This is a genomic window from Jannaschia sp. S6380, from assembly GCF_023015695.1.
GTDB lineage: Bacteria > Pseudomonadota > Alphaproteobacteria > Rhodobacterales > Rhodobacteraceae > Jannaschia.
The window spans coordinates 171,631-191,306 of record NZ_JALKAS010000001.1; the positions used below are offsets into that span (position 1 = coordinate 171,631).

22 protein-coding genes and 1 tRNA gene are annotated in these 19,676 nt (G+C 66.6%); 10 read left to right on the plus strand and 13 right to left on the minus strand.

Features of this window, described 5'->3' with window-relative positions; all coding sequences use genetic code 11:
* Positions 1-38 precede the first annotated feature (38 nt).
* From MWU52_RS00935 to MWU52_RS00945, 3 genes are read left to right on the plus strand one after another with little or no spacing between them, the layout of a single operon-like run.
* Positions 39-1,529: a phosphomannomutase/phosphoglucomutase gene (locus MWU52_RS00935; protein ID WP_246948379.1), complete on the plus strand. Its 1,491-nt coding sequence runs from the start codon at positions 39-41 to the stop codon at positions 1,527-1,529.
* Positions 1,530-1,536: 7 nt separating this feature from the next.
* Positions 1,537-2,880 carry a mechanosensitive ion channel domain-containing protein gene (locus MWU52_RS00940; RefSeq protein WP_246948380.1) on the plus strand — a complete coding sequence of 448 codons (1,344 nt, stop codon included), beginning with the start codon at positions 1,537-1,539 and terminating at the stop codon, positions 2,878-2,880.
* The gene (locus MWU52_RS00945; RefSeq protein WP_246948381.1) at positions 2,877-3,659 is read left to right on the plus strand and encodes a DUF3445 domain-containing protein; all 783 of its coding nucleotides are present in this window, start codon (positions 2,877-2,879) and stop codon (positions 3,657-3,659) included. Before MWU52_RS00940 ends, MWU52_RS00945 begins: the two co-directional genes overlap by 4 nt.
* Here MWU52_RS00945 and MWU52_RS00950 read toward each other — a convergent pair.
* From MWU52_RS00950 to MWU52_RS00985, 8 genes are all read right to left on the minus strand, one after another.
* Positions 3,656-4,744 carry a 2'-deoxycytidine 5'-triphosphate deaminase gene (locus MWU52_RS00950; protein ID WP_246948382.1) on the minus strand — a complete coding sequence of 363 codons (1,089 nt, stop codon included), beginning with the start codon at positions 4,742-4,744 and terminating at the stop codon, positions 3,656-3,658. The two genes, MWU52_RS00945 and MWU52_RS00950, sit on opposite strands and share 4 nt — an antisense overlap.
* Positions 4,745-4,802: 58 nt before the next feature.
* Positions 4,803-4,879: transfer RNA gene (locus MWU52_RS00955), tRNA-Pro, on the minus strand.
* A gap of 48 nt (positions 4,880-4,927) precedes the next feature.
* Complete coding sequence (locus tag MWU52_RS00960; RefSeq protein ID WP_246948383.1) at positions 4,928-5,671, minus strand: MerR family transcriptional regulator; 744 nt, start codon at positions 5,669-5,671, stop codon at positions 4,928-4,930.
* 3 nt (positions 5,672-5,674) lie between these two features.
* A complete protein-coding gene (gene ihfA / locus MWU52_RS00965; RefSeq protein WP_246948385.1) occupies positions 5,675-5,986 on the minus strand; it encodes an integration host factor subunit alpha in 312 nt (103 codons plus the stop codon).
* Between the two features lie 168 nt (positions 5,987-6,154).
* The gene (locus MWU52_RS00970; RefSeq protein WP_246948387.1) at positions 6,155-7,126 is read right to left on the minus strand and encodes a beta-ketoacyl-ACP synthase III; all 972 of its coding nucleotides are present in this window, start codon (positions 7,124-7,126) and stop codon (positions 6,155-6,157) included.
* A complete protein-coding gene (plsX, locus tag MWU52_RS00975; protein WP_246948389.1) occupies positions 7,123-8,196 on the minus strand; it encodes a phosphate acyltransferase PlsX in 1,074 nt (357 codons plus the stop codon). Before plsX ends, MWU52_RS00970 begins: the two co-directional genes overlap by 4 nt.
* Before the next feature lie 39 nt (positions 8,197-8,235).
* On the minus strand, positions 8,236-8,439 hold the full coding sequence (gene rpmF / locus MWU52_RS00980) for a 50S ribosomal protein L32 (RefSeq protein WP_246948391.1): 204 nt from the start codon (positions 8,437-8,439) through the stop codon (positions 8,236-8,238).
* 167 nt (positions 8,440-8,606) lie between these two features.
* Positions 8,607-9,149: a DUF177 domain-containing protein gene (locus MWU52_RS00985; RefSeq protein ID WP_246948393.1), complete on the minus strand. Its 543-nt coding sequence runs from the start codon at positions 9,147-9,149 to the stop codon at positions 8,607-8,609.
* A gap of 126 nt (positions 9,150-9,275) precedes the next feature.
* On the opposite strand from MWU52_RS00985, the gene bamE reads away from it, so the two are divergent.
* Positions 9,276-9,731 (plus strand): outer membrane protein assembly factor BamE, encoded by a 456-nt coding sequence (gene bamE, locus MWU52_RS00990; RefSeq protein ID WP_246948395.1) that lies wholly within the window; start codon positions 9,276-9,278, stop codon positions 9,729-9,731.
* A 92-nt stretch (positions 9,732-9,823) separates the two neighbouring features.
* Positions 9,824-10,216 carry a cupin domain-containing protein gene (locus MWU52_RS00995; RefSeq protein ID WP_246948397.1) on the plus strand — a complete coding sequence of 131 codons (393 nt, stop codon included), beginning with the start codon at positions 9,824-9,826 and terminating at the stop codon, positions 10,214-10,216.
* Positions 10,217-10,222: 6 nt separating this feature from the next.
* Here MWU52_RS00995 and msrB read toward each other — a convergent pair whose 3' ends face one another.
* Positions 10,223-10,624, minus strand: coding sequence for a peptide-methionine (R)-S-oxide reductase MsrB (gene msrB, locus MWU52_RS01000; protein ID WP_246948399.1), 402 nt, complete (start codon positions 10,622-10,624; stop codon positions 10,223-10,225).
* 91 nt (positions 10,625-10,715) lie between these two features.
* On the opposite strand from msrB, the gene MWU52_RS01005 reads away from it, so the two are divergent.
* Together MWU52_RS01005 and MWU52_RS01010 are read left to right on the plus strand one after the other, a co-directional pair.
* Positions 10,716-11,387 carry a GNAT family N-acetyltransferase gene (locus MWU52_RS01005; protein ID WP_246948401.1) on the plus strand — a complete coding sequence of 224 codons (672 nt, stop codon included), beginning with the start codon at positions 10,716-10,718 and terminating at the stop codon, positions 11,385-11,387.
* Positions 11,388-11,432: 45 nt separating this feature from the next.
* Complete coding sequence (locus tag MWU52_RS01010; RefSeq protein WP_246948403.1) at positions 11,433-13,247, plus strand: ATP-binding cassette domain-containing protein; 1,815 nt, start codon at positions 11,433-11,435, stop codon at positions 13,245-13,247.
* A gap of 16 nt (positions 13,248-13,263) precedes the next feature.
* Here MWU52_RS01010 and MWU52_RS01015 read toward each other — a convergent pair whose 3' ends face one another.
* The gene (locus MWU52_RS01015; RefSeq protein WP_246948410.1) at positions 13,264-13,923 is read right to left on the minus strand and encodes a hypothetical protein; all 660 of its coding nucleotides are present in this window, start codon (positions 13,921-13,923) and stop codon (positions 13,264-13,266) included.
* A gap of 112 nt (positions 13,924-14,035) precedes the next feature.
* On the opposite strand from MWU52_RS01015, the gene MWU52_RS01020 reads away from it, so the two are divergent.
* Positions 14,036-14,422 (plus strand): cytochrome c, encoded by a 387-nt coding sequence (locus MWU52_RS01020; RefSeq protein WP_246948411.1) that lies wholly within the window; start codon positions 14,036-14,038, stop codon positions 14,420-14,422.
* 109 nt (positions 14,423-14,531) lie between these two features.
* Here the strand turns inward: MWU52_RS01020 and MWU52_RS01025 are convergent, their stop codons facing one another.
* From MWU52_RS01025 to MWU52_RS01035, 3 genes are all read right to left on the minus strand, one after another.
* On the minus strand, positions 14,532-15,092 hold the full coding sequence (locus tag MWU52_RS01025) for a hypothetical protein (RefSeq protein WP_246948412.1): 561 nt from the start codon (positions 15,090-15,092) through the stop codon (positions 14,532-14,534).
* 255 nt (positions 15,093-15,347) lie between these two features.
* A complete protein-coding gene (parE, locus tag MWU52_RS01030; RefSeq protein WP_246948413.1) occupies positions 15,348-17,306 on the minus strand; it encodes a DNA topoisomerase IV subunit B in 1,959 nt (652 codons plus the stop codon).
* A gap of 79 nt (positions 17,307-17,385) precedes the next feature.
* Positions 17,386-17,997 (minus strand): TetR/AcrR family transcriptional regulator, encoded by a 612-nt coding sequence (locus tag MWU52_RS01035; protein ID WP_246948414.1) that lies wholly within the window; start codon positions 17,995-17,997, stop codon positions 17,386-17,388.
* 72 nt (positions 17,998-18,069) lie between these two features.
* Between MWU52_RS01035 and MWU52_RS01040 the strand changes: the two genes are divergently transcribed.
* Entirely contained in the window at positions 18,070-18,627 is a 558-nt protein-coding gene (locus MWU52_RS01040; RefSeq protein WP_246948416.1) for an anthrone oxygenase family protein, read from the plus strand.
* Between the two features lie 29 nt (positions 18,628-18,656).
* The gene (gene galE / locus MWU52_RS01045) at positions 18,657-19,673 is read left to right on the plus strand and encodes a UDP-glucose 4-epimerase GalE (protein ID WP_246948418.1); all 1,017 of its coding nucleotides are present in this window, start codon (positions 18,657-18,659) and stop codon (positions 19,671-19,673) included.
* Positions 19,674-19,676: the final 3 nt, after the last annotated feature.

Sequence of the window (19,676 nt, forward strand, 5' to 3'; positions counted from 1 at the left end):
CTAGCGTGGGGCCAAACCGCCCCCGAAGAGGATACCCAATGAAGCCGCTTGCCGATGTCACCCCGAACACCTGGGCATTCCTGCGCGACCCCATGATCGCGCCCACCGGTTTTCGTGAGTACGACGCGCGCTGGAAATACCCGGACGGGATCAACCTTCCCGGCGTGACGGCGCTGGGCCTGGGCCTGGGCACACAGATGATGCGCCGGGGGATCGAGCCGCGGATCGCCGTGGGCAACGACTACCGGGACTATTCGGTGGCCATAAAGAATGCGCTGATCCTTGGCCTGACGCAGGCCGGCATCCACGTTCAGGACATTGGCCCGGCCCTGTCGCCGATGGCGTATTTCGCACAGTTCCACCTGGATGCGCCTGCCGTCGCGATGGTGACGGCCAGCCACAATCCCAACGGCTGGACCGGGGTCAAGATGGGGTTCGAGCGTCCCCTGACGCATGGGCCCGACGAAATGGCCGAACTGCGTGACATCGTCCTGAACGGGGAAGGCGAGGCCCGCGACGGGGGCAAATGGGAGCGTGTCGACGGCGTGATGGAGGCCTATCTCGACGACCTGACCGACGGCTTTACGATGACCCGCAAGCTCAAGGTCGTCTGCGCGACCGGGAACGGCACGGCGTCGGCCTTCGCGCCGCTGGTGCTGGAGCGGATCGGCGTGGAGGTCGTCGAGAGCCACAACGAGCTCGACTACACGTTCCCGCACTACAACCCGAACCCCGAGGCGATGGAGATGCTGCACGACATGGCCGCGTCGGTTAAGGCATCGGGCGCGGACCTGGCGCTGGGCTTCGATGGCGACGGCGACCGGTGCGGCGTGGTCGATGACGAGGGGGAGGAAATCTTCGCCGACATCATGGGGGTCATCCTGGCCCGCGATCTGTCCGGTCTGCACGAGGGCGCGACCTTCGTGGCGGACGTCAAGTCCACCGGTCTGTTCGCCTCCGATCCGGTCCTGCAGGAGAACGGGGCCAAGGCCGATTACTGGAAGACGGGGCATAGCCACATGAAGCGCCGCGTCCACGAGATCGGCGCGCTGGCGGGGTTCGAGAAGTCGGGTCACTACTTCCTGGCCGAACCGATCGGGCGTGGCTACGATTGCGGAATGCGGGTGGCGGTCGAGGTCTGCAAGCTGTTGGATCGGAACCCTGACAAGTCGATGAGCGATCTGCGCCGCGCGCTTCCGAAGGTCTGGAATACGCCGACCCTCTCGCCCTACTGCCCCGACGAGGAGAAATACGACACGCTGCAGCGCATCGTCGACCGGATCGTGCCGATGAAGGGGCAGGGGAGCCTCGGCGGCCGCAAGATTGTGGACGTCGTGACCGTGAACGGCGCACGGGTCATGCTGGAGAACGGGGCCTGGGGCCTGGTTCGCGCGTCCTCGAACACCCCGAACCTCGTGGTGGTCTGCGAAAGCCCGGAAAGCGAGGCGGAACTGCGTGCGATCTTCGCCGACCTCGATGCGATCATCCGGCAGGAACCGAATGTCGGCGACTACGACCAGACGTTCTGATCGCGCCATGCGTATTCTGTTCGCGCTCCTGCTGTCGCTGCTGATCGGGACCGCGGCCGCGCAGGAGGCGCCGCAGCCCGACGGGACGATCTCGACCGAACAGGACGCGAGCGGCGACGCCGCAATCGAGCGCAGGATCGAGGCGATCATCGCCGAGCTGGACGGCTATGGCGATGTGGGGGTCATCGTCCGCGAGGGGATCGTGACCTTCACGGGCGAAGTCCTGGACGCGGACGCCATTCCTCGCTTGGAGGAACTGGCCGTCCGCGTCGACGGGGTCGTGGCCGTCGAGACGGAAGTCACCGAGAGCACCGATGTCGCGCTGCGCCTCGATCCCGTTCTGGAGCGATTTCAGGCGCGGATGGTGCAGGCGTTCAACTATCTGCCCCTGCTGGCCGTCGCGGTTCTGGCCGGTGCGGTGGTCATCCTGCTGGGCACGCTCCTGGCGCGATGGGAACGCCCGTGGGATCGGATCGCGCCGAATGCGTTCATCGCGAATATCTACCGCGTGGTCCTGCGCCTGGCCTTCGTGATCGCGGGCATCGTCGTGGCGCTGGACATCCTGAATGCCACGGCGGTTCTGGCCGGGCTTTTCGGTGCGGCGGGGATCGTCGGGCTGGCCGTGGGCTTCGCCGTCCGCGACACGGTCGAGAACTTCATCGCCTCCGTCATGCTGTCGGTCCGGCAGCCGTTCCGGCCCCACGATGTGGTCGATATCGAAGGGTCGCTGGGATCTGTGATCCGACTGACCAGCCGGGCCACCATCCTTCTGGACCCGGACGGAAACCATGTCCGCCTGCCCAACAGCTTCGTCTTCAAGGCAAAGATCATCAACTATACGCGCAATGCCGAGCGGCGGTTCGGCTTTGCCCTCGGGATCGATCCGAACGATGACCTGGCCGAGGCCAAGCGGATTGGCCTGGCCACTCTGGAGGGGCTTGATTTCGTGTTGGCAGATCCGCCGCCGCAGGTCTGGATCCAGGACGCCGGTGACAGCACGATCACGATGGAGTTCTACGGCTGGGTCGATCAGGGGACGACCGATTTCATGGTGGCGCGCGGCGAGGCACTGCGGCTGGTGATGGGGGCGCTGACCCGGGCCGATATCGGCCTGCCCGAGCCGACCTATCGCCTGAACCTGGCCGGGGGCGCGTTGCCGGTGCTGGACCTGCCGGACAGCCGGAACCGCCCCGACGAGATTGTCCTGACCGAGGGCGATGCTTCGCCCGAAACGGAGATGCCCGCCGCCGAGGAGGTGACCCCGCCGCGCATCATCGAACGGATGGTCGACGAGGAGCGCCGGAAGGGCAACGACAAGGACCTGCTGAGCCGGGCGGCGCCGCAGGAATGACCGCCGGGCCGGGGCACGATCCGATCCTTCAGGACCGCCTGCCGCACACGCCCTGGTCGGACGCGGCCCTGGCGCGAATGCCGGGGATGCAGCCCGTCACGGGGCCCTGGATTATCGTCGACGAGGTCTACGCCGCTCAGATGGCGCTGCGGGAAACCCTGATCCGGGAGCGTCCGAAGACCGTCATCGCGCGCCTTCCGGGCACGGCGGAGGCGGAGGCCGAATTACTGGCGACGGTGCTGGCGCAACTGCCGGATGGGTTCCGCAACGAAGGCAAACATGTGCGGCGGCCCGACGGAAGGGCCGTATCGCTGGACACCGCGCCACCGTTGGAGACGCTTGGCCATCTGCTGCAGGAGGATCTTCTGCTGTTGCAGCCCGACAAGGGCGAACACGTCTTGAGCGCCGGGCTTCTTTGCTTTCCCGCGTCCTGGACCCTTGCCGAGAAGATCGGTCGGCCACTGCGGCGCATACACGCGCCAGTGCCGGACTATACGGCGGATGTCGCCGCGCGCGTCCAGCGGTTGTTCGACCGGCTCCCCGTCGGAAGGGCGTTGTGGCGGGCGAACGCGCTGGGTTATCGAGTGGCGGATCTTTTCCATCCGAGACCCGAGGCCGCGCCACGCGAGACCGGCGGCAAGATCCGCTTCCTGCGTTCGGAGCGACAGACTCTGATGCGCTTACCACGGACGGGGGCGATCCTGTTCGCGGTCCATACCTGGGTCGTACCGCTGGATCGTCTGTCGGCGACGCAGCGTGCGGAATGTCCGTTCGGCTAGCCGCCCCCGGGGGCGGCGAAGTGCTTGGAGAGCTTCAGACCCTGGCCCTGATAGTTCGAGGCGATGTCTTGGCCGTAGAGATGTCGTGGCCGCTCCGCCATGGCCTCATAGACCAGCCGCCCGACGATCTGGCCGTCCTCCAAGGCGAAGGGCGCTTCGTGGCAACGCACCTCCAGCACACCATGCGCGGGCGTGCCATGCCCGAAGCCGGGGTCGAAGAATCCCGCGTAGTGGACACGGAATTCGCCCACCATCGCTAGGTACGGTGCCATCTCGGCCGCGTGGGTCGGGGGGATGGAGACGGCCTCGCGGCTGACCAGGATGTAGAACGCCCCCGGATCCAGGATGATGCGTCGCCTGTCGGTTCGGACCGCATCCCAGAAATCGCCCGGGCGGTAGTGCCCCAATCGGTCCAGGTCGATGACACCGGTATGCGGCTTGGCCTGCCAACCGACGAGATCGTCCGGGCCCGGCGCGAGGTCCACCGAGAAGCCCAACCCGTCATCGATCACCGGCGTCCCGTCGACCAGCGGTGCCTGACGGTGGAGGTCCAGCAGCGCGGCGTCGTCGAGGGTCGCGGACCCGCTGCGAAAGCGCATCTGGTTCAGGCGCATGCCCGGGCGGACCAGCACGCTGAAGCTGCGGGGGCAGATTTCGGCGTAGAGGGGCCCCTCGTATCCCGGGGCAATGCGATCGAACTCGGTCCCGCCATCGGTCACCGTGCGCGTCAGCAGATCGAGCCGTCCGGTTGACGACTTGGCATTGGCGACCGCCGACAGGCCGGGCGGAAGCGCCATCCGCTCCCGCAGCGGAACGAGATAGACGCAGCCCTTTTCGAGTACGGCGCCCGGCGTCAGATCGACGCGGTGCATCTCGAACTCGGGCAATCGGTCGGCAAGCGTCCGACCATGCCCCGGCAGGAACGATGCGCGGACCCGATAGGCGGTCTCGCCCAGCCGAAGGTCCAGGCTGGCCGGCTGGATCTGACCCTGCGCCAGGGGCGGGGCAATGATGGCGCGCCGGTCCAGCAAGGTCTCGATCTGCTGACTTGCCAAAACGCCGGGCGCGAAGGCCGTATCGGTCATATGGTTCCCCCGGATACGCGAAACGCCCCGTCCCGGACGGGGCGAGGCGTTGCGAGTTTGGTCGGGCTAGCAGGACTCGAACCTGCGACCTTCCGTCCCCCAGACGGACGCGCTACCAGGCTGCGCCATAGCCCGACTTGGGGGTCTTCATACGGCTTTCGCGTGGGCGCGCAAGCCGAAAGGTCAGGATTTGCCGGCATCGCCCAGATCGCCTTCGACCTCCTCGATCAGGCCGCGCAGCTTGCGCACGACCCGCCGCAGGGCGCGGCGCTTCGAGATGCGATCCAGGGGTTCGCGGGGACGCGCGACGGGGGGCGTGTCCGTGACCGCCGGGTCAGGCGCCGGGCCCGCCTCGCGCGGCGGCGCATCGGGCTGGGCGGGGTTCGCAATGGGTTCGGGCGGGGGCCTGTCCGACGGCTGGGGCACGACGGCATCACCCTCGTCATCCGCAGGCGCGTCGGGCTGCGCGCTCTCGATCTCGACGGGATTGGGCAGGTCGGAGGGCAGGTCCGGCTCGGGCGGGGCGGTCGGGCCGGTCTCGGAGCGTCCACGCTCGAACGGGACGACGCGGGGGCTTTCCTCCTCCTCGCCACTGCGGATGACACGCCGCTTCTTGGGGGCGGCCGTGGTGTTCGGCTTGTCGACATCCGGCGAAAGCGCCATCACGGATTCCACGCCGTCATCGTCGATCTTCTGGCCCACACCACGGATCGGCAGCCCCTGGTCGTGCAACATCACCTTGATGCCACCCAGAAGGCGCATGTCCTCCGGCCGATAATAGCGCCGCCCACCGGCACCTTTCACCGGGGCGATCTGTTCGAATTTCGATTCCCAGAAACGCAAAACATGCGTCGGCACGCCGAGCCAGTCCGCCACCTCGCGAATGGTGCGGAACGCCCCCTCAGTCTTTTCCGGGGTTTTCGCCAACGGCTAGCCTTTCTTGGCTGCGTTTCCGGCGGCCACGCGGTCCTTCATCAGGTGCGACGGTCGGAAGGTCAGGACGCGGCGGGGCGGGATCGGAGCTTCCTCGCCGGTCTTAGGATTGCGGCCGACGCGAGCGGACTTGTCGCGGGTCGAGAATGTGCCGAAGCCCGAGACCTTGACCTGCTCGTTGGCCACGAGCGCATCGGACACATGCTGCAGAACCTGCGTCACCAGCGCCGCGCTCTCGTTCCGGCTCAGGCCGACATTGCGAAAGACGGCCTCGCTCAAATCCATTCGTGTCAGTGTCTTGTCGGACATCTTGCCCCCCTGTGGTCGGTCCCCAACACGGGCTACGTCTGCCCGTAGGTCGCAGCATTGCGTGGACGCCGAAAGATAGTCAACGCCAAGCACTTGCAGGACGAAGTTCATGCCGAGACCCGCGCATCGCTCCGGCTCTCGAAGATCGTTCCCCGTCCGAGGCTTAGCTTACCACCGCAGGACGACAGCGCCCCAGGCAAGCCCGCCACCGATCGCCTCGGTCACGACGAGGTCGCCCGGCGCCAGCTCCCCGCGCTGATGCGCGACCGACATCGCCAGGGGAATCGACGCCGCCGACGTGTTGCCGTGATCAGCGACCGTCACGACGACGCGGTCCATCGGTACGCCCAGCTTCTGCGCGGTGCGGGTGATGATGCGGATGTTCGCCTGATGCGGCACCACCCGGTCGATCTGATCGGTCGTCACGCCGGCCTTGGCCATGACGTCGACGGTGGCCTGCGCCAGCTTTTCGACGGCATGGCGGAAAACTTCCTTCCCGGCCATCATCAGGTGCCCGGTCGTGCCCGAGGACGACACGCCGCCGGACACCTGCAGGATTTCCCGATGCCGTCCGTCGCTTTGCAGTTCGGTGGCCAGAATGCCGCGATCGGCCGCCGTACCGGTACCCTCATCGCGTTCCAGGATCAGGGCGCCGGCCCCGTCGCCGAACAGGACGCAGGTGCCGCGATCCTCCCAATTCATGATCCGGCTGAAGGTTTCGGCCCCGATGACCAGAACACGGCGCGCCTGACCGGACACGATCAGCGCGTCGGCATTTGCCAGCCCATAGATGAACCCGGCACAGACCGCCTGCACGTCGAAGGCGAACCCGCGTGTCATGCCCAGCCCGGCTTGCACGATCGTGGCCGTGGCGGGAAAGGTCAGGTCCGGTGTGGAAGTGGCGACGATGATGGCGTCGATGTCGTCCGCCTGCAGGCCGGCATCGGTGAGTGCCGCGGTGGCGGCACGGATTGCCAGGTCGGACGTGGTCTGGCCTTCGGCCGCGAAATGGCGCCGTTCGATTCCCGATCGCGAGACGATCCATTCGTCCGAGGTGTCGAGGAATGACGTGAACCAGGCGTTCGGCACCACGCGTTCGGGCAGATAATGCCCCACGCCGCGGACGACGGAGCGGATCATGCTCCGTCCTCCGGTGCGGTCAGCGCGGCGACCCTTGCGCGCAGGCGGTCGCTGAAGCCGGATTTCGACAGGTCCCATGCCAGGCCGATCGCCGCCGCCACACCCGTTTCGTCGGCGGAGCCGTGTGATTTCACGACCGTACCGTTCAGACCGAGGAATACGCCCCCGTTCACCCGCCGCGGATCGATCCGCTTGCTGAGCCGTTTGAGCGACGACATGGCCAAGAGGGCGGCGACCTTGGACAGGGGCGTGGCGCTGAACGCTTCCCCCAGCATGTCGCGCACGAAACGCGCTGTGCCCTCGCCGGTCTTGAGCGCGACGTTGCCGGTGAAGCCGTCGGTCACGATCACGTCGACCCGGTCGCCGGGGATGTCGCCCCCCTCGACGAACCCGACGAAGTCGAAGCCGCTGCCATCGGCCAAGGCCTCGATCTTGTCATGCGCATCCTTGAGTTCGGTGCGACCCTTGTTCTCTTCGGTGCCGACATTCAGCAGCCCGACCCGGGGTCGTTCCAGGCCGAGCCCGTTCCGGGCATAGGACATGCCCATCAGCGCGTATTGCACCAGGTCGTCGGCATCGGCCCGGATATCCGCGCCCACGTCCAGCATCACGTTGAACCCGGTCGGATTGCGCGAGGGCCACAGGATGGCGATCGCCGGCCGGTTGACGCCGGGCAGCTTGCGCAGGCGGATCATCGAGACCGCCATCAGCGCGCCGGTGTTGCCGCAACTGACACAGACCGTCGCCTCGCCCGAGCGGACGGCGTCGACGGCGGACCACATCGACGTGTCCTTGCCCGTGCGCATCACCTGGCTGGGCTTGTCGGTCATGGCCACGACATCGGCCGTGTGGCGTATCTCGCAATGGTCCGAAAGGCCGCGCCGCCGGGCGATCAACGCCTCGAGCGCAGGCTTGTCGCCATGGACGATGAAGCGGATCGCGGGATGGGTCTTGACCGCGCGGGCCAGGCCGGCGACCACAGCCTCGGGGCCGAGATCGCCACCCATCGCGTCGATCGAGAGGACGCCCGAGGCATCCGGAACGGGGGCCGCGCCGGTCTTATCCGACATGGTGGTCCCCTCTCATCATGGTTGTCGCGCCCCGGGGGCTCAGGCGACGTCGTCGTCCAGTTCGACCGCATCGGCCGCGATCACCTCGCGGTCGGCATAGTGACCGCAGGCGCCGCAGACGTGGTGCGGGCGCTTTAGCTCGCCGCAATTCGGGCATTCGGCCGGATTGCCGGGCGTCAGGAAGTCATGGGCACGACGCATGTTGCGGCGCGACTTGGTGACCTTGTTCTGCGGAACGGCCATGTCTCAACCTCGGGTCTGTCAGGGGCCTGCGATGTCGCGGCCCGGTGTCGTTGTGAATTCCGGTTGGTCCCTAGTGGCATTCCCGCCAAGGGTCCAGCGATTTCCAGCCCCGGAAGGGCGGAATGCGCGTCATACAGCGATTCCCCGCGGATGCAAGCGGGGGGCGTTCACTCGTCGCGTTCCATCCGGGCCTTCAGGTCGGCCAGGCCGGCGAACGGCTTCACGGTCTCGTCTTTCAACGGCTCGACGCCCGGAGGCGCGGCTTCGAGTTCCAGCCCGTCGGCGGCAGGGGCGCGGGGAAAGTCCGGCGTGGCGAGGGCAAGCGCCTCCTCCAGCACGTCGCCCATGTCGAGCACGCTGGGCAGCGGCTCGACGCTGTCATCTTCGGGCATCTCGACCTCTTCGCCGGTAGGGGCGTCGAAATCGGGCGTGTAGCGGCGCCGGACGGGTTCGTCGACGCGCGTGGTGACCGGTTCGGTGGTCACGCGGCAGGGCTGCAGGATGGTTGCGCCCAGGATGCCCTCGAACATCCAGTCGCGTCCCGGGCCGGGCCGAAGCTCGCCCTCAAGGCGGACCTTACGGAAACCGTCGACGTCCAGCCGGTCGGCCAGCGCTTCGAGTTGTCCGGCATCGGGCACCAGCCGGACATGCGTGACCTTGCGCTGCGGCAGGTCGGCCAATCGCAGGGGATGGGAGAGGATCGGCTTCATGAAACGGCAACCTATGATGGGCAATGCAGGTTCCGCGCGGACTTGATGGCGCAGACATCGCCGGTTAAGCCATAGGCCCAATGGCCTGCCCCGCGCAACGGGGGCGGGCGGACCCGGAGGCAGGACATGAAGACGATCGCGCGAGGGCTTCTTGTCGCAACCCTGCTGACGGGGCTGTCGGCCTGCTCCGCGACGTTCCGCAACCACGGCTACGTCCCGGACGAGACCGACCTCCAGGCCCTCGTGGTCGGCATCGACACCCGCGACAGCGTCGAGACGACGATCGGACGCCCCGCCACCAGCGGGGTGGAGCGGGGCGACGCGTGGTACTACGTCCAGAGCCGGGTCCGCCACTACGCCTATCGCGCGCCGCAGACGACCGAGCGGGAGCTGGTGGCGATCTCCTTCGCGGAGGACGGGACGGTCACGAATATCGAGCGATTTGGCCTCGAACGGGGGCGGGTCGTGCCCTTGTCGCGCCGCGTGACCACCACGTCGATCCGGGAGTTCGGTCTGATTCAGCAGTTGATCCGCAACTTCGGCCGTATCAATGTGGGCGAGACGCTGTCGGACAACATCTGACGTTTGATCCGGTCTATCTGCTGCGGGTCGCCGACATCGCGGCGAGGCCGGGCCTGCGGAAAAGCCACTTCCCGAACGAGAAAGCCCGGCGTGTGAACAAGTCGCTGGGCGACGCGACGGGCCTGACCGGGCTGGGCGTTCACCTGATCGAGGTCGCGCCGGGGGATCTGACCACCGAATACCACCTCCATCACCACGAGGACGAATGCGTCTATGTCCTCGACGGCGAGGGCACGGCCCGGATCGGGGCGGAGTTCCATGCGATCGGGCCAGGCGACTTCCTGGGCTATCGGAAGGGCGGGCTGGCACATGCGATCGAGAACACTGGGGCAGTCCCATTGCGCTGCCTCGTCATCGGCGCACGCCTGCCGCATGATGTCGGCGACTATCCCGACCGCGGCAAGCGGATCCTCCGTCAGGCGGGCCTGCCCTGGAACCTGGTGGATCACGACGCGATCGAGACGCCGAAGGGCGGCGCCAAGTGATGGTCGTCAGTCCTTGGGCGCGAATTCCAGCGCGACGCCGTTGATGCAATAGCGCAGGCCGGTCGGTTGCGGCCCGTCGGGGAACACGTGCCCCAGATGCCCGTCGCATCGGTTGCAGTGGACCTCGGTCCGTTTCATGAACCAGGAATTGTCCTGGCTCTCGCCAACCCGGTCGCCTTCCACCCCGTCCACCGGCTGATAAAAGCTGGGCCAGCCGGTTCCACTGTCGAACTTGGCGTCCTGGGCGAAAAGCGGGTTGCCGCATCCCTTGCAGACATACGTGCCGTCGCCGCCGGGGAAATCCTCATGCGTGCCGGCCCGTTCGGTCCCGTGGCCGCGCAGGACCTTGAACGCTTCCGGCCCCAGCTGTTCCTTCCATTCCGCATCCGACTTGACGACCTTGTCCATCGCGCTCCCCTTCGGTGGACACCGCAAATTCGCGGTGCGACGCTGATAGATAGGGGTCGCGTGCGCGGACGCCAAGGGTCGAGGGGCCGGAATGGAAATCACCGTGGGACGCTGGCGGGCAAGGGTCGTGGAGTTTCGCGACGCGGATGATGCGCTCGCCTTGCGGGCCCGGCTCTTCCGCGGCGGCGACGACGACCGGGACGCGAACGACCCGGAGGCACGGCACCTGACGATCTATGGGGCGTCCGGTCCCGCCGCTTGCGCGCGCGTCACGCCGCAATCCGGCTCGGGCATACGGCGGGGATACACGGGCGCTCACTACGATCTGGCAAGTTTCGCGGCGACCTTTCCCCGGGCGCTGGAAGTCGGCCGCATCGGTTTCGCGCCGGGTCCGGTCGACCCCGATGTTCCACGTCTCATGCTGGGGATCTTCGCGCGTCTGGTCGAGGACCATGCGGCAGACGTGCTGTTCGGTTGCGCCTCGTTCCCGTGGAACGGCGCCGGCACCGCGCGACTGGCGGAATGCGTCGCGCCCGATCCATGGCGCCCCAAGGCCAAGGCGCCTGAAACGGCCCCGTTGTCCGGGCCGCCGGGGGCGCTGCCGCCACTGCTGCGTACCTGGCTGGCGATGGGGGCGGGTGTCTCGGATCGCGCGGTGATCGACCGCGACCTAGGTACGCGGCATGTCTTCGCGGGGCTGCCCGTCTCGGTCATTCCGCCGGCGCGGGCGCGGCGACTGGCGGACCTGCTCAGCCCCGTCTGAGACGCGCCGATTGACGAGAGCGGGGCGCGGGGATAGCCCGCGCGGATGGCACGAACACCCTTGTTGCAATTGACCGATGTGTCGCTGACCTTCGGCGGCGCACCGATCTTCTCGGATCTGTCGCTGGTCGTGCATCCGGGCGACCGCGTCGCCCTCGTCGGGCGCAACGGATCGGGGAAGTCGACCTTGATGAAGGTGATGGCCGGTTCGGTCGAAGTCGATGCCGGAACACGCACTCTGTTTCCCGGCAGCGCGGTCGGCTACATGGAGCAGGACCCGGACCTGTCGGGCTTCGCCACGCTGGGCGACTATGCCACGGCGACCCTAGCGGCCCCTGACGCCTGGCGCGTCGACGCCGTGGCCGAGGGCCTGAAGCTGAACCTCGACGCCGCGCCGGATGCGGCCTCGGGCGGGGAGCGCCGCCGCGCGGCGCTGGCCCGTCTGCTGGCCGAGGCGCCCGACCTGATGCTGCTGGACGAGCCGACGAACCATCTGGACATCGAGGCGATCGCCTGGCTGGAGGCCGAACTGACCGCGACGCGCGCGGCCTACGTCCTCATCTCGCATGACCGTGCCTTTCTGCGCGCGCTGACCCGGGCAACGCTCTGGATCGACCGTGGTGCCGTTCGCCGGCAAGAAAAGGGGTTCGACGCGTTCGAGGCTTGGCGTGACAAGGTCTGGGAGGAGGAGGACCAGCAGCGCCACAAACTGGACCGCAAGATCAAGGCGGAGGCGCGCTGGGCGGTGGAGGGCATCAGCGCGCGTCGCAAGCGCAACCAGGGACGTGTCCGTGCGCTTGCCGATCTGCGCGCCGAACGGGCGGCCCAGGTGCGCCGGGCCGGCACCGCGGCGCTGGACCTCGACGCGGGTCGGGCCAGCGGCAAGCGTGTGATCGAGGCGCGCGGCCTGTCGAAGGCGTTCGGCGACCGGCCGATCGTGCGCGACTTCGATCTGCGCGTCTTGCGCGGCGACCGCGTGGCCTTCGTCGGGCCGAACGGCGTGGGCAAGACCACGTTGCTCAAGATGCTGCTGGGCGAGGTCGCGCCGGATGCCGGCCGGGTCGAACTGGGCACCAACCTGGAGGTGGCCGTGTTCGACCAGGCCCGCGCGCGGCTGGACCCGGATGCGACACTTTGGGAAAGCCTGACGCTCGATCCCGATCTCGGCGGGGCGGGCATATCGGATCAGGTCATGGTGCGGGGCAGGGCGCGCCACGTCGCGGGATACCTGCGCGATTTCCTGTTCGACGATCGGCAGTTCCGCGCGCCGGTCCGTTCTCTTTCCGGGGGCGAGAAGGCCCGGCTGCTGCTGGCGCGGATCATGGCACTGCCGTCGAATCTGCTGGCCTTGGACGAGCCGACGAACGATCTGGACGTCGAGACCCTCGACCTGCTGCAGGACGTCATCGGCGAATATGACGGGACAGTCCTGCTGGTCAGCCACGATCGCGATTTCCTCGACCGTGTGGCGACGCAGACCGTCGCGATGGAGGGGGGCGGCCGGTCGCAGGTGTATCCCGGCGGCTGGTCGGATTACATCGATCAGCGCGGTCCGGTGCAGGGCGGGGACCGGGCGGGCACATCCAAGCCCAACAAGCCCGCACCGGCCCGACCGGTGGCGGCGGAAGCGTCGACCGGTCTGACCTATACCGAGCGGCACCGGCTGGATGCGCTGCCTGCCGAGATGGAGCGGTTGGGCGCCGAGATCGCCAAGCTTGAAGGTCTGCTCGGCGATCCAGAGCTGTTCACGCGTGAGCCGGTGAAATTCCGCAAGGCCACCGATGCCCTGGTGGAACGGCAGACGCGGCTGTCCGATGCCGAAGAGGAGTGGCTTTCGCTGGCCGAACGCGCCGAATCCTAGAACGGCGGGGCCACCATCAGGCGCAGATGTCCTCGATCCGCGCGCCGGCCCAGGGCAACACGACCTCGCGGGCGAAGGCGTGCGGCGGGGCGACGGGCAGGGCCTCCGACAGGAGCGCATGCAGCCGCTCCGTCCGGTCCCCGGCGGGATCGAGCGTCGCGCAACAGACGTATTCCTCCACCAGGCTCGCCTGGACTTCGTACCCGTAGCTCAAGAACGGGCGGGTCAGTTCCGCATCGAACAGGTACGGGTCGTCGACGGTGGCTTGTTCCGCAAAGGCCTTGGCGGGGTGGTATCCTGTCCGTGCGCGGTTCTGCCATTGCCAGACATGGGTGGCCTCGTGCGCCAGGAACATCGCCGCGGCCAGGTCGAGCGGCGGGCCTTCGGCGTAGTCGTCCCGCCATGAGGACGGGTTCACCAGCAAGGTCTCGAACAGTGCGATCCCGCCGGTGCGCGCGGTGATGCGCCCGGTTTGCGGCGGCACGATCCGTTCGCGGCAGGCGACGGGCGGGCGCGCGTCGTAAGTGATCGGGAACAGCCCCACCAGCGGCGTGCGGGCAAGCCACATCCCCTGCGGGACCTCGGGCCCGTGGATCGGGGTGAGAAGGTCGCTTTCGGCCGGCGTGATGGGGCGGGTGCAGGCCGTGAGTGCCAGGATCAGAAGAAGCGCGCGCATGCCGGGATTGGTAGCGCCCCGGCGCGGCGGTTTACAGGGGGCTGTTTGTCCGGGATCAAGGCGCCGCGCCCGTTCTTCGCGTGCACTGGGCCCGACCAACAGGAGATCCGCCATGCGCACCCCCGCCGCCCTCGCCGTCCTTCTGTCGCTCTGCGCCTGCCAGGTCGACGGCCCCCCGACCGAGGCCGACATCGACGCCACCCGCGGCGCGGCCCTCTTCGCGCAGAACTGCGCGAGCTGTCACGGGGCGGACGCCACGGGCGGGCTCGGACCCGACCTGACCGGCATCGCGGCGCGCAATGGCGGCACCTTCCCCCGCGACCGGGTCATGGCACAGATCGACGGCCTAGGCCGCCACGGCGACCCCGACGCGGTCATGCCGGAGTTCGGCGCCGCCGGGATGGGGGATACGGTCGTGGTCGAGGAGAATGGCATCGGCGTGCCGGTACCGGCAGACCTGCTGGCGTTGGCGGCGTTTTTGGAGGGGGTTCAGGGGTGAGGGGGCGGAAAGAGCTTCCCTGGATAGAAGGGGCAATAAACCAACATCGTTGGTAGCGTGCGGGTTCAATGATGCATAGGTGTCATGTAACCATCCAACCTGCCAAGCATCACTCTTCGGTAAAACTAGAGCAGCGATAAAGGCTGCCCCACTCGAAATCCAAATCAACGGTGATGGGGCTAGGGGGTTGGAGGCTGTTAGATACTCGCGGCAGCAAATCTATTGAAATAACGCCGGCCTTTTGGCTTGACAAGATATTAGCAAAGGACTCGAGTTGTTTGCAGTTATTCTTATAATGAGAGAAGACAAGAATGATAAGGTGGGGCGTGTCGCTAGCCAATAGGATGCCGTCTTCGCCGCCTGCGCTAAGGAATTGGGGCTTTTGATGCATATCTCTGAGCCATCCGGGCTGTATTTCTTTGCGCAACTCCTGATGTATAATTGTTCCGTATGGGCCATTTATTTTTGTTTCCGTTCCCAAATATCTGCCTGGACCGTCTTTAACTCGAATTTCAACCGGAAGTTCGATCCTCAACCGAAATTTGTCGTAATCAAGTTCGGAGTCGTAGGCAAGATAAAGCGGTGCTGGCGCTGTGTCAGGTAGTTCGTGGTCAATGCGTGGTTCAATACTTACACCGCCCGGAATATGATTGTCCAAGATGGCTTCCATTCGACGCTCGGCTCGATCGACGAAACTCGTGACTTCACCTCGACTAAAGGTGTAGAACCATACACTGCCACCGGTGAGAATTAGTACGATCGCGGCAAGAAACTTACTTTGATTGCTGGAATATCGTTGATCAGTTTCCTAAATTGAAGTAATATCTTTATGGATTCCATCAAGTTGTCCTTGGAGGTATGCGGTCCTGCCACCTTCCGTCCGTGGCTCAGTCCCGCTCTCGATAGAGCTATTCATTTTCGGTTCTCATACATCCAAATCCCCGGCAAACCGCGCATTCTCACTAATATACTGAAACCGCATCTCCGGTTTCTTCCCCATCAACCGCTCGACAAGATCGCCCGTCTCGCCGGGTTCGTCCTCGTCCACGGTCACGCGGATCAGTTTGCGCGATGCCGGGTCCATGGTGGTTTCCTTCAGGTCCTTCGCGTCCATCTCGCCCAGGCCCTTGAAGCGTGAGACGTCGATCTTGCCCTTTCCGCCCAGGCCCTTTGCCAGCCATTCGTCCCGTTCGGCCTCGTCGAGGCAATAGACGCGCCTGGCCCCCTGCGTCAGCCGGAACAGGGGCGGGCAGGCGAGGTAGAGGTGGCCCGCGTCGATCATCGGGCGCATCTGGGTGAAGAAGAACGTCATCAGGAGAGATGCGATATGGGCGCCGTCGACATCGGCGTCGGTCATGATGATGACCTTGTCGTAGCGCAGGTCGTCGATGTTGAACCTGGTGCCCAAGGCCACGCCCAGGGCCTGGCTCAGGTCCGAGATCTCGGCGTTCGACGTCAGCTTGCCGGAGGCCGCGCCCAGCACGTTCAGGATCTTGCCGCGCAGCGGCAGGAGGGCCTGGGTCTTGCGGTTCCGCGCCATCTTGGCGGAGCCGCCGGCGCTGTCGCCTTCGACGATGAAAAGCTCGGTGCCCTCGCGGGTGTTAGCGGAACAATCGACCAGCTTGCCGGGCAGGCGCAGCTTCTTGGTCGCGGACTTGCGCGCGGTCTCCTTTTCCTGCCGGCGACGGAGGCGTTCTTCGGCACGCAGAACCAGGAAATCGAGGATGGCGCCGGCCGATTTCGTGTCCGAGGCCAGCCAGTTGTCGAAACGGTCGCGGACCGCGCCTTCGGTCATCTTGGCGGCAGCCTCGGTCGACAGGCGGTCCTTGGTCTGGCCGACGAAGGCGGGTTCGGCGATGAAACACGACACGAGTGCGCAGCCGCCCGACATCAGGTCGTCGCGGGTGATCTGCGCCGCCTTCTTGTTGTTCGCCAGTTCGCCATAGGCCTTGATGCCCTTGAGGATGGCGGCCCAGAAGCCCTGGACATGCGTTCCGCCCTCGGGCGTGGGCACCGTGTTGCAGTAGGATTGCAGGAAGCCGTCGCGCGCGGGCGTCCAGTTGATGGCCCACTCGACCTTGCCGGCGGCGCCGAACTTCTCCTGAAAGTCGACGGTGCCGGCGAAGGCGGCGTCGGCATAGGTCGAGGCGGTGCCGAGCGTCTCGGTCAGATAGTCCGACAGGCCGCCGGGAAAGTGGAACGTCGCAGTGGTGGGCGTCTCGCCGTCGTCAATCTCGGACTTCCAGCGGATCTCCACGCCCGAAAAGAGATACGCTTTGGACCGGATCGACTTGAACAGGCGGGCGGGCTTGAACTTCTGGGCGCCGAAGATCTCGGGGTCGGCATGGAAGGTGACGGTGGTGCCGCGCCGGTTCGGAGTGGCGCCGATCCTTTCCACGGGGCCGAGCGGCAGCCCGCGCGAGAAGCGCTGCTCCCACAACTCCCGGTCGCGGGCGACCTGGACGACCATGCTGTCCGACAATGCGTTGACGACCGAGGCGCCCACGCCGTGCAACCCGCCGGACGTCTGGTACGCTTTGCCGCTGAACTTGCCGCCCGCGTGCAGGGTGCAGAGAATGACCTCCAAAGCGGACTTGTCGGGGAACTTGGGATGCGGGTCGATCGGAATGCCGCGCCCGTTGTCGCGGATCGTGATCGACCCGTCGGCGCGCAGTTCCACCTCGATCCGATTGGCATGGCCCGCGACCGCCTCGTCCATCGAGTTGTCGAGGACCTCGGCCACCATGTGATGCAGTGCGCGTTCGTCGGTGCCGCCGATATACATTCCGGGGCGCTTGCGAACGGGCTCCAACCCCTCCAGCACCTCGATGGAGGAGGCATCGTAGGTCTCGGACGGCGCCGTGTTGAGGAGGTCGTCGGGCATCTTACGCTCTATCTTGTGTGCTCGGCGTCAAGCTAGGCGATATGCGGGGCGGGGAAAAGGGTGCGACGGCCCGGGGACCTCAGGCTGTGGACCACAGGTCGCGCAGCGCGGCGAAGGCCGTCAGCGCCTGCCGCGCGCGAGCTTCGACGAAGGGCCGATCCGGCACCGCAGTCGCACCGATGACGCGACGGATCTGCAGATCGCCGATAAGGAGGTTCAGAAACAGCGTGGCTGCGACCTCAGGTTCGGGCACCTTCCGCCCGCGCGCTTCGGCCGCTCGCACGATCAGGTCCGCGATGCGGGGCGCGATCTCCTGCCGGCCGCCCTGTGCGATCGCGCGACCCAGTTCCCCGGACGGATCGCCCGCCGCCGCGCGGTTGAGCAGGATCGCCGGGTCGTCCAGCAGCATGGTCAGAAGGATCGGCGCCACGTTTGCCAGAACCTTCTCCGGGTCGTCGGTGCCGGTCAGGCCTTCGTCCAGATGCCGTCGTACCCGCTCGGCGTTGCGGCGGGTCAGGGCGACGAACAGACCGCGCTTGTCGCCATACCAGCGATAAAGTGTCTCGTTCGACGCGCGCGAGGCCCGCGCGATCGCCAGCATGGATGCGCCGCCATAGCCCTTTTCCGCAAGCACGGCATAAGCGGCTTTGGCGATCCGTGACTCCCGGTCGTCGTGATCCAGCTTGGTCATTGCAAAATACCGTACATATCTGTACGCGCAAGGCAAACGTACAGATGTGTACGCCAGGTTGGGAGATCGCTCATGACACGTTTCATCCTCGCCGCACTTGGCACATCCGTCCTGTTCACGGGGGCGGTGTTCGGCTTGTTCTTCGCCTGGGTATCGACCGTGATGTGGGGCTTCGACGCGGCCGATCCGCGGGTGGCGATCCCCGCGATGCAGGCGGTCAACGCGAACGTCCGGAACGCGACGTTCGGCACCGTCTTCTTCGGCGCGCCGATTGTCCTGCTGGCCACGGCGGCGCTGCTGGCATGGATCGGCGCACGTCGCAGCGCCAGTTGGACGTTGCTGGCAGCGGCCGTGTTCGTCTTCGGCACTCTCGCGCCGACGTTCCTGGTGAACGTTCCGATGAACGAGGCGCTGGCGACCATCGCCGTCCCGCGCGATCCGACCGCCGCCGCGCAAGTATGGGCGGACTTTTCCGGACCTTGGCAGGTCTGGAACGGTTTGCGCACGGCGATGGCGGGTCTCGCCCTGCTCGGGGTCGTCGCGGCATTCGTGGCCCTGCCCGGTGGGCGCGTCCCCGCGCGGGGCGGCGACTGGCGGAAAGGTGATGCAACGCCCGGTCACGCTTGCTAAGGCACGGCGCGACAGCAGGCTGAGGTTTCATGACGCGTATCCTTCTGACCGGCGGCGCCGGATATATCGGCTCGCACACTTTCGTCGCGCTGCGCGAGGCGGGCTTCGACGTCACGATCCTCGACGACTTCTCGAATGCGGAGCCGTCGGTGATCGACCGCCTCGCGCGGCTGACCGGCGGTCCGGTGGACGTGGTGCGGGGCTCCGTGATGGACCGCGATGCGCTGGACGCGCTGTTTGCCGCGAAACCCTATGACGGGGTGGTCCATTTCGCGGCGCGAAAGGCCGTGGGGGAGAGCACCGAAAGGCCGCTGGACTACTTCGAAACCAATATCGGCGGCCTGACCACGTTGATGCAGGCGATGCGGGCCGCCGACGTCTGGCGGATCGTCTTCAGCTCCACCGCCACGGTCTATGGCGAGCCGGAGGTGTTCCCCCTGACGGAGGATCTGCCGCTGTCGCACACCTCGCCCTATGCCTTCACCAAGCTGACCTGCGAGCGGATCCTGGAACAGGCCGCAAGGGCCGACCCCTGGTGCGTCGGCGTGCTGCGCTACTTCAATCCGGTCGGTGCCCATTCCAGCGCCATGATCGGAGAGGACCCGCGCGGCGTCCCCGACAACCTGATGCCCTTCATCGCCAAGGTCGCTCTGGGCGAACTGGCGGAGCTTCAGGTCTTCGGCGACGACTACGACACGCCGGACGGGACTGCCTGGCGCGACTATATCCACGTGATGGACCTGGCAGATGCGCATGTCCGGTCGCTGCAGGCGCTGATGGATGGGCGTGCGCATGTCCTGAACATCGGGACGGGGCGGCCGATCTCGGTTCTGGACATGCACGCGGCCTATTCCGCCGCCGCCGGTCGGGATCTGCCCTATCGCATCGCGCCCCGGAGGCCGGGTGACGTGCCGAAACTCTATGCCGACCCCTCCCGCGCGCGGCAGGTTCTGGGGTTCCAGGCAAAGCGCGATCTGGACGAGATGTGCCGGTCCAGTTGGGAGTGGGTCCAGGCCCGCGCCCAGGGGTGGCGGTTCAACTCCTGACGG